The following is a 10816-nucleotide window of genomic DNA, read 5'->3' as shown; positions in this document are numbered from 1 at the left end:
TACGGCCATGGCTCCATACTGGAGCCATGGCGCGGTGCTGACTTACTCGCCTTCCAGCACGCCTTCCAGTTCTTTGACGATCAGATTGGCCATGCCTTTGATGGTCTGATCCTGATAGAACAGGTCAACGCGGATATCGATCTCGAAAATGCCGGACACGATTGACACTACCTGCACCGCCAGCAGGGAGTTACCGCCCAGCTCGGTGAAGCTGTCGATCACGCCGATGCCGGAGATGCCCAGGGTGGACTGCCACACCCTGGCGATTTCCTTCTCGATATCGTTTTCCGGCGCGACATATTCCACTGATAGCACTGGACGAGAGTGAGCGTCGGTGACGTCAGCGGTATCCTCTTCCGTGTTCTCCTCTTCTTGTTCGGGGATGGCTTCGTAGATCAACTGATGTAGATCGCTGGTCACCACCACCAACTGAGGGAATTCCAGATGCGCCAGTTGGCGTTTGATGGCGTCGAGGCCTTCAGAAAACAGGATATCTTTATCGCGTAGATTTACTTTGACTGCGTCGGCCTGTTTGGTCTGAGAGTCGACCACCTGGTTGCCCTGCGTCATTTTGATCAAGGTGTAGTTTTCCAGCGTCAGCAGGCGTTCGCCCTGCTCGCTGAAGAACACGATGTCCATAACGATGGAGCTATCCTGCAACTGATAAGGTTGATGTAACTGAAGATGCACGTAACATGTCTGTCCCAGCGGTGCGTGGAAGGTAATCCGGCCATAGCTGATGGGCAGAAAGTTGTCTTGCGTGAAGTGTATCAGACAGGTAATGGCCGCCGAGTCGATCATCGCTGGGTGGAACGCATAGCGTTGTAGGTCGGCACTGAACGTTTCCGGCAATACCTTGTGGATCAGCCATTCGGTGCCATTCTGTCGTAGTTCGCAGTGGTTGTCCCAGCGTTTGCCAAAGGTAAGGAACTCCTCGCCGGTGGTAGCGCTGCCGATGTGGAGTGCCATCGGCTGGTGCGGGTAGAGGGTACTACAACGCTGGCGCAGTGTTTCCGCAGTGGCGTAATGTGTCTCTACTTCATCACTGTGGCGGATGTTGCCCAGCGCGTGCTCCTGCCAATCCAGTTCCAGCAGGCCGCGACTCTTTAGACTAAATTTGTAACCGTTGCCCTCATCAGTGACGAACAGCCGCATCTCCCGTGGCCAGGCGTGATGGTAGATTACCGGTGTGGTCAGCATCAGGCTCTTGACCTGTAGATCCTCATGTGGTTTGAACACGGTCAGGTATTCGTACAGCATTGAAAGGATAGTGGTCCCGACCAGCGCTGGGGTGTGCGACAGTTGGTGTTCGTCGATCACCCAGTCCTGATTGACTGACAAATTGATGCGGAACGTCTCCTGCGCGCCTGCGCTTTCAATCAGCGTCAGCAAATCACCGGTACGTTCTTCGAATGTAGTGGTCTTGCTGTTTTTCTTCTTTTCGATGAGCTGTTTGGTCCAACGCACCGCCATGCCGATGTCACCCCATTTGCCCCAGTTGATAGAGACGGTGTGGCCTGGGCGGAGCTGGTTGCGGTAGTGGGAGAACACGTCCATGAAAGCATTGCCGGAGCAGTAGTCGATACGTGCGATATCGCCGACGATGGAGGTGATCGACGAGAACAGAATGAAAAATTCCGGCGCCTGGTCGGACAGCAAGTCGTCCAGAATCAGTGAACCGATGACCTTCGGATCCAGCACGCCAGCGCAGTCGGCGGCATTCTTCAGTGGGATGATACCGCCACCGGCGATACCGGCGGTGTGGAACACGCCGTTAATATGTGGGAAAGCAGACAGTCCGGCCTTCATACCCTCGTAGTCGCACACGTCTACATTCAGTAGGTGGACCTGATTGCCGTGCTGTTCCAGCCTCAGAATCCCGGCGATTTTCTCGCTGGTGTAATCATCTACCGGGTGTTGTTGTAGCCACTGCTGCCACGCTTCGCGCGGTGGCAGCGCTGTGCGGTAAGTCAGAATTAGTGAGGCGTTGCTGATATCGGACAGATAGCTGGCTAGCAGCATACCCAGCCCACCCAGTCCGCCGGTAATCAGATAGACACCGTCGTCGCGGATAGCGATCGGTTTACCGCTGTCGTCATGAGCCAGCGGAACTTGCTGGTAATCCTCTTCCCAGCGGTTGTGGCGACGGATGGCGATCAGATTGCCGTCGGTGGCGATGTGGCTTTCGTCGATCAGCCGGCGGGCCACTTCAGTGCGTGGCGCGTCGAGATCGACATCCACCAGATGGCAGTGCACTTCCGGGTATTCGTGGTAGAACACCCGTGCCGGGCCAGTAAGCAGTGCTTTCTCTGGCGCACGGATGGTTTCATCCGCCACGCTGAAGATGTTGTTGGCGGCGAACAGCAGGTGCAGGCCTTCCAGCAGATTTTCACCAACCAGTGCTTGTTGCAGGTACAGTGGGCTGTAAAACGCATTGACCTGGAAATCATGGTAACGATCAACGAAGCGGGGGGCGGCGGTACTATCCGACAGATTCCACAGATGCAGGATGCGATTCGGGCGGCGACCGCTCTTTTTGACACTTCTGAGCAGTACGATGTAATCGGCGCTGTCGTCGGGATTGATGACGAACGCGTTGTCCCGTTCCTGATAGCGACCGCCAGCGGTAACCGTCATCACCTGATAGCCGTCATTGGTCAGTTGCGCGCGCATTTCATCGGCGATGCCGTGGTCATCGGCAAAAATCAGCCAGCAGTCATTGTCGCGGTCGGGGCGCTTGCCGGCCATGTATTTCGCCGGTATGGTGCGTCGCCAAGTGGGCATGTAGAACCAGTTGCCGACGTCCGCCTGTTTGCGCTTACGGGTATTGAGCAAGCGGTTGTTCAGCCCGCCCTGGGCGTCCTGCCGTATTGCCGGTAGTTTGAATTCTTTGCGTTCGAACGGATAGCCCGGCAGTGATAGTCGCAGGCGACGCTGGCCGGCGTAGTAGCGGGACCAGTCGATGGAGACACCGCTGCACCACAGGTTGCCGAGTGTGGTCAGCAACTGTTCGCCGCTGAGAGCCACATCCCTGGCGGTAGGCAGCGAAGCGAAGATGGATGGATTCTCAACCGCTTTGATGTGCTGTTTGGCGGCGGATTCCAGTGAGCGGCCGGGGCCGACTTCCAGGAAGACGAAATCGTGATGCTCTTCGGCAATCAGCGTTTTGAAGGCATGGGTAAACAGTACCGGCTGTCGCACGTGTTTGACCCAGTAGTCGCGATCCTGGGCCTGGCTGTCAGTGATCCAGTCTCCAGTCAGGGTAGAGACGAACGGAATGGTGGGCGCGTGGAAGGTGATTTTTTCGATCACTTTACGGAAGTCGTCCAATATCGGCTCCATCATGTAGGAGTGGAACGCGTGAGAGGTATCCAGGTGTTTGCAGAAAATGTCGTCGTCTTCCAGTGCATTCTGGAATATTTCGATCTCATCCAGCTCGCCAGCGATAACGCACAGGCCCGGATAGTTGGCGGCGGCGAGCTCCAACTTGGTACCTTGCAGGCGCTCATGTAGTGCTTCTTCTTCCATCAGTACTGCCAGCATGGCGCCAGCTGGCAGTTGCTGTACCAATTTGCCGCGCAGCGCCACTGCGGTGAGCGCATCTTCTAGCGAGAATACGCCAGCGATACAGGCTGCCACATATTCGCCGACACTGTGGCCGATCATCATGTCCGGCTTCACATCCCATGACAGCCATAGCTGAGCCAGACTGTATTCCACCACGAATAGCGCTGGTTGGGTGTATTGGGTTTCATTGATGCGCGCTTTTTCCGTGCTGTCGTCGCTCTGGAAAATGATGTCAAGCAAGTTGCAGCCAAGGATGTCCTGTAGGTAAGCACAGCAGCGATCCAGTGCGTCGCGAAACGTCGAATAGGTGTCGTATAGCTCGCGCGCCATGTTGATGTATTGGTTGCCCTGTCCAGGGAACATGAACACCACCGACTTATTGTTCTTGCTGAACTGCGGGATGACACTGGCAGATTGCGACAGTCGACTGAGCAGCGTGTCGCGATCGCGCGCCACTGTGCAGCAGCTATGTGTCAGGTGTTGGCGTCCCACTTGCAGGGTGTAGGCCACATCTGCCAGGTTAGCGTCTTCGTGTTGTTGCAGGTACTGCTTCAGATTTTCGCGCATGTTTTCCAGCGCGGAGGGTGTTTTGGCGGAGAAGGGGAACACCAGATAACCATCGGTGCTATCGCTGATAGCTACGTCCGGTGGGGTTTCCAAAATAACACAGGCGTTGGTACCGCCAACGCCGAACGAGTTGACTAACGCCCGGAGCGGCGAGCCGTCAGCCGTCAACCTGTGTGTTTCAGTGTTCATGATGAACGGGCTGTTTTCAAAGTCGATGTTAGGGTTTGGTGACTGATAGTGCAGTGACGCCGGCAGTACGCCGTTTTTCAGCGCCAACGAGGCTTTGATCAGGCTAGCGGCGCCAGAGGCCGCATCGGTGTGACCGATGTTGGTCTTGACTGATCCCAATCGGCAGTATTGGGTTTTGTCAGTGTATTCCTGAAAGGTCTGGCTCAGGGAGCTGAATTCAATAGGATCGCCCAACGCTGTGGCAGTGCCGTGGGCTTCCACAAAACTGATAGTGCCCGGGTCTACTTCGGCGCGGGCCAGCGCTGCTTTGACGACAGAGATCTGACCGGCGATGCCTGGTGCGGTGTAGCCTGCTTTCAAGCTACCGTCGTTGTTGATGGCGCCACCTTTCAGCACGGCGTAGATGTGGTCGCCGTCTCGCTGGGCATCTTTCAGGCGCTTGAGAATCACCACGCCGACGCCGCGGCTGAATACGGTGCCGTTAGCGCGGGCGTCGAAGGCATAGCAGCGACCGTCGGCGGATTCCATTCCGCCCTGCATGTACTGATAACCACGACGTTCCGGTGTATCGATGGATACGCCACCGGCGACAATCAGATCGCTTTCGCCATTTAGCAGGCTGTTGATACCCATGACCACAGCCACCATCGCGGTGGAGCAGGCGCTCTGTACGTTAACGCTCGGGCCTTTCAGATTTAGTTTATAGGAGACGCGGGTGGTGACGTAATCCTTGTCGTTGTTGGTGACGACAGATGCGCCGCTGGCGTACTTCTGTACCTCTGGGTGGGTGTTTACTTTGTTGAGGTGCCAGGCAGTGCCGGTACCGCCAAATACTCCGACCTTGCCTGGATAGGTGGACGGCACGTAGCCGGCATCTTCAAAGGCGTGCCAGCTGCACTCCAGAAAGATGCGGTGCTGGGGATCCATGATCTCAGCGTCGCGTGGCGTGATGTCGAAAAAATTGGCGTCAAAGTGTTGTGCGTTACCCAAAATACCGCGGCGGCGGATATAGTTGGGGGAAGCGATCTGTTCCTCGTCTACGCCAGAAGTACGCAGTTCTTCTTCGCTGAAGGCACTGATGGTTTCCAGACCATCCAGCAGGTTACGCCAGTAGGCATTGACATCATTGGCACCAGGAAAACGGCCTGCCATGCCGATGATGGCGATATCCTTGTCGCGTAGAGTGGTACGATTATCCATTATTCTCTTCCTTGTTTAGCTGTTTTCAGGCTGGCCGCGATGCTGGCGTGTTTTTTAGAAATATGGCTGCTCAACGTTTTTACCGTCGGGTACTGGAACAGCTCCATAATTGAAATGGGAATTCCCAAGTGTTTTTTTATTTCCCTGTGGACTTTCGACATCAATAATGAATTACCGCCGGCATCAAAAAAGTTTTCATGTACGGAAAGTTTTTGATTCTCCAATACCTGTTTCCATATTTTTATAATCTCGGTTTCAATACCGTTACCGAGAACTGTGGTCTTTTCAGACATATTTCCTCCGCCTTTTTTAAGGTAATGACGTAAATGAGCGTTATCCACTTTGCCGTTTGGTAACGTGGGTATTTTTTTCAGCTCAATAAAGTGGGATGGCACCATATAAAACGGCAGGTATTTGGATAAGTGCGCCTTTAATTCCTGGTTATGGGTCGTTTCATTTTCCCGCAGAACGTAGAATGCGTTTAATGTTTGGGACTGGGTATCCTGAGCGGTTTCCAGCGCCACCACCACATTAGCCAACTTGCTGAAGGTGCGCAGAGTGGCTTCGATTTCGTTGAGTTCAACCCGGTGACCACGCAGTTTGACCTGGCTGTCGACGCGGCCGATGAACTCCAGCACGCCATCCATCCGCGCCCGGACGATATCACCGGTTTTATACATGCGATCAGCACTATCAGATACAAACGGATCAGGCACAAAGCTGGCCTGGGTCTGTTCTGGCGCATTGAGATAGCCAAGCGCCAGGGTGTCGCCAGCCAGATACAGTTCGCCTGCTTCCCCCGGCGGCAGTGGTTGACGATGCTCATCCAACACATAGGCACGGGCGTGGGGGATTGGCGTACCGATGGGCACGATGGTGAGATCTGCCCTGGGTTGGCATAGCCAGTGGCAGATAAAGATAGTGGCTTCCGTTGGCCCGTACAGGTTGTGAATATGTCCACTAAACTGAGCAGATAGATCGTTCACCAACTGTTGGTCTAGTGCTTCACCGCCGGAGAAAAGGTGCTGAAGCCGGGGGCAGGAAGGTAGCACTTGCGCTGCGGCAATGACGCGCAGCGCAGTGGGTACAAACTGGGCCACGGTAACCTGATGTTGTTGCATGAAGTCTGCCAGCAGCGCCGGGTCATATTTCATGTCGTCGGCGATCAGCGCACAGCTGGCGCCGATAATCAACGGCCAGAAGATCTCCCATACTGACACGTCGAAGCTGAACGTAGACTGGTTTAGTACCACATCCTGCGGCGTAAGTGCGAAGGCATCCTGCATCCACAACAGATAGTTCACGACGGTGCGGTGCCTGACCATAACGCCTTTCGGCTGGCCGGTAGAGCCGGAGGTGTACATCACATAGCAGAGCGCGTTGTCATCAACCTGTGGTAAGTCCGGGGCGCAGGGTGCGTCCAGATCCAGCGCGGAGATGTCCATCAGACGGCGTTCGTTTTCCTCCAGATTGGCGGCAAGAGCGGTTTCGGTGATGATGACCCGAGCATCGGCGTGGCGCACCATGTACAGTAGGCGATCCCGCGGGTAAGACGGGTCAAGTGGCACATAACAGGCGCCTGCTTTCAGGATGCCAAGCAGGCTGATAACCAGCGTGGAACCCTTGTACAGGTACACACCGATTTTATCGCCAGGCACTACGCCCTGTTCCAGCAGATAACTCGCCAGCGCCGTCGAGTGTCTATCCAGCTCTTGATAGGTTAATAATGATTTATCCGATCTCAGAGCAATGGCGTGGGGCGTTTTATTTTTCTGCGCAATAAATTGTGCGTGAAGCGTCTTCTCAGATTCCATGATCTGATCCTCTGTCCATTTTTAATTTTGCAACAATAACGATTATGCGAGCATGATCATCAGGCGCGCAGTTCGGATAATAGTTCGCAATATTTTCTCGCCAGATTTTTGATATTTTCTTCCGGATAAATACCCGGGTTATAATTAAAACAAAGCGTGAAACAGTCGGCGTCCTGAATTAAAAGTGTCATGTCCAGTCTTGCCTGTTGGTGATATATTTCGCTCACGCTAAATTCACAGCTGTTGCTATTTTCCTTTTCCGGTAGTGCAGTCAGATAATTAAAACCGACAGAAAAGTGCAGCAGCGTTTCATCTGCTGTATTGCGCAAAGCGTTAACTACATCCTGATAAGATAAGTGCTGATGTTCCAGTAATGGAAAGAGCTGTTTCTTGCACCGTTCCAGCAAGCTTTTCAGCGTGTCGCCGCTGTCGATCGGCATAAAAAAACTGGTCATATTGACGAAGCAGCCCATGATGTCGGCGTTGTCTTGCGAGGTGCGGTCCGAGATTGGGATGCCGATGGGACGCCGTTGATAGTCTGTATGCTGCTGTAATAATAGGTTGAACAACGTCAACAGGGTGATGAACGGTGTTACCTGGCGTTGGCGGGAAAAATGCCGTAGCTGGTGGCTGATGTCGGTGCTCAATGTGATCAGATAGTTGCGTCCCTCGGCCACGGTGGGCCGCAGAGCCTGCGGCGGTAATGCGCCTTGACGGCGATAGCCGGCTAACGTCTGACGCCAGAAGGCTAGCTCCTGTTGGCGCCGTGCTGGTGTATCTTCACACGTCTGCTGGCGACAGTAGTCGGCGTACTGCCATGGCGAGTTGATCCGGTAAGCGGTATCACCAGCAAGAAATGCTCGATAGTAGCTGACGAACTGGTGGAAAAACGGCGCGATAGCGTCGTGGTCGAACAGCGTGTGGTGCACTCTACCTAGTAAAACGTGGTGCTGTGGCGCTTGTTCCAGTAGCTGGAAGTCCACTATCGGCAGTTGCTCGAACTCTGCTGGTTCGGCGCGCGCTAATTCCAGCAGTACGCTGTCCCGTAGCGGGTGCGCGTCGGGCAGGGTCACTTTGCGGCGCGCTACAGTGACCTTGACGGCAGGCGCAATACCGCCGAAGCCGTCGCCGCTGTCGAGATCGAAGCGGGTCCGTAGAATGGCATTCTGCTCCAGGATCCTTGATAAACTGTGGTTGATGGCGTTTTCATTGAGATCGCCGCGTATGTCGATGGCGAAATAGATCTGATACGCCCAGGGATTTTCACTCAGCAGTTCCAGCGTCAGAAAGTAGCGCTGCTGGGAGGATAGCCGGGGCTCGGCATTGTTGTCATCGTCGCTGTTACTCTCGTCATTGCAGTAGTAGGGGACGACGCCCGCCAGTGCCCGCGGTGTTGGGTTAGCGAAAAAACAGTCATGATCAATATCGGCATACAACTGCTGGCGGATACGCCGGCGCACTTGCATCACTTGCAGCGAGTTGCCGCCTAGCTCAAAAAAATTGTCGTTAGCGCCAGGATCGACAATCCCCAGCACTTCCTGCCAGATATCGATTAGTTCCTGTTCCAGCTTATTTGTGGCAGTGGCGTAAGGTGTTTGCAGCGCCGGACGCCGCGGGGATGGCGGCGGCAGGCGTTTGACATCCAGCTTGCCGTTGGGCAGCTTGGGAATGGCGTCCAGATAGATAAAACTGCCGGGAATCATCGCGACGGGCAACCGTTCAGCCAGATATTGACGCAGCGCTTTCAGGGTAAGACGTTCTCCGGCTGCGATCAGATAGGCGATCAGTCGTGGCGTGGTCAGGCTGTCATCGCAGCGTACTACTGCTTTGGCGATACCTGCATGGCATTGCAGTATTTGCTCAATCTCCTCCGGCTCAATGCGTATACCGTTGATTTTGACCTGCCGATCACAGCGGCCGAGATAAAGTACCTCGCCGTCGTCAAGCACTTTGCCCAGATCGCCGGTGCGGTGCGCCCGATAGGAACGGCCTTGCCGCTCGACAGTAAAAAATCGCTCGCGGGTCAGCGCGTCGCGGTTGATATAACCTTGAGCCACTCCATCACCCAGAATGCAGACTTCACCTACCTTGCCCGGTATGACCGGCTGGCACTGTTCGTCCACAATCAGTAACTCGCTGCCGCGCAACGCTTTGCCGATGGTGACTGGCCGTTGCGGCGAGAGTTCAGTGAACGAGCCATTAGCGGTGGTTTCTGTCGGGCCGTACAGGTTGAACAGGCGAATGTCGGGTACTTCGCGAAAAGTACGGTTCTTGAGATTGTTGGATACGGCTTCGCCAGACAGGAACACCGTTTTTGGCAGCCGCAGTAATTCGATGTCGCGACGCTGGCGGGTATAGTTGAGCAGCTCTTCCCAGATGGTTGGGACGCAGTAGAGCGCGCCGTCAGGGTGTTGCTGATACCAGTTCAGCAGATCAGGATAGTGATGCAGGATATCTTTGGGAAGAATGTACAGTGTATCGCCACGCAGCAATGGTGCATAAAGCTGGGTGACCGCCGCAGCGAAGCTTAGGGAGGAGGTCAGCGGCAGGCATGCATGGGTGAGCGGCCACAGATCCTCGTTGAACCAGTTCAGGTAATAGCGCATGTTGCCGTGTTCAATGGCAACACCTTTGGGGATGCCAGTCGAACCTGAAGTGTACAGAATGTAAGCCAGATCGTCGGCGGTGACCTGCGGCAGATTACCGGTGATGGCGCCTTCCGGCAGAACGATGAGGTCTTCGAGGAATAGCGTGTTTTTTCCCAGGTTGGTCAGTTTATCGCGTTGATAAATATCCTTGGTAGTAATAATCAAAAAGGATAGGGAGTCATCAATAATGGTATTAATTCTTTCTAGTGGGTGAAAGTGGGAAAGTGGAATATATGTAAAACCGGCTTTCATTATTGACAGTAAAATGACAGGTAAATATAGCCCTGGTTCAAGGTAAATTGCTATTTTTCCATTCTTGTTCTTTGGGTAATGGCTAGCCAGATAGTGTGCAATGCGGGTGGTGTGTATCTCAAGCTGACGATAGGTTAATTTATTTGACCCATAAATAACGGCCGTATTCTCCGGCCGTGCAAGAGAAATGGAAGTGACTTTTTGAGAAATAAGGTAATTTATGCTGTCCATATCTTCACCTCTGAATTATTCATAGGGAATCATCAGCTTCCCGTCAGGAAAAGTTCTTGAAAAGAAGAGTGGCTAGCTATTTAAAACTAAAACCCAAAGGAATAATAAAAATGAAAAAATTTTGTCCTCATTTTTAAATGAGGGTATTTATGTTCTAACCAATCCAATCAATTCAACCGATTCAAGTTGCTGGTGAGTTGATAGTATGGTGCGATCTATCCCTGAATCTCGTTTGCTACAACCACTCTCTAAAATGTGTTCAAATCTGTTTAGACAGACTCTTGCCCGAACAATGAATTGAGTTAATACCAGGGGGAGCGATGGTCGCTCTCTTCTATAAATCTTTAA

3 protein-coding genes are annotated in these 10816 nt (G+C 53.6%); all 3 read right to left on the bottom strand.

The genetic code is table 11. The annotated features are described in order from the left end of the window. Positions 1-42: 42 nt before the first annotated feature. Genes CWC46_RS17640 through CWC46_RS17630 form a run of 3 tightly spaced genes read right to left on the bottom strand, consistent with a single transcriptional unit; the run spans position 43 to position 10468 of the window. Positions 43-5523 (bottom strand): type I polyketide synthase, encoded by a 5481-nt coding sequence (locus CWC46_RS17640; RefSeq protein WP_021015228.1) that lies wholly within the window; start codon positions 5521-5523, stop codon positions 43-45. After that, positions 5523-7337: a non-ribosomal peptide synthetase gene (locus CWC46_RS17635; protein ID WP_021015229.1), complete on the bottom strand. Its 1815-nt coding sequence runs from the start codon at positions 7335-7337 to the stop codon at positions 5523-5525. Before CWC46_RS17635 ends, CWC46_RS17640 begins: the two co-directional genes overlap by 1 nt. A gap of 59 nt (positions 7338-7396) precedes the next feature. Continuing rightward, the gene (locus tag CWC46_RS17630; RefSeq protein WP_021015230.1) at positions 7397-10468 is read right to left on the bottom strand and encodes a non-ribosomal peptide synthetase; all 3072 of its coding nucleotides are present in this window, start codon (positions 10466-10468) and stop codon (positions 7397-7399) included. Positions 10469-10816 lie beyond the last annotated feature (348 nt).

This window comes from Prodigiosinella confusarubida (assembly GCF_002847015.1).
Classification (GTDB): domain Bacteria; phylum Pseudomonadota; class Gammaproteobacteria; order Enterobacterales; family Enterobacteriaceae; genus Prodigiosinella; species Prodigiosinella aquatilis.
This window is presented reverse-complemented; position numbering and strand designations above follow the sequence as displayed.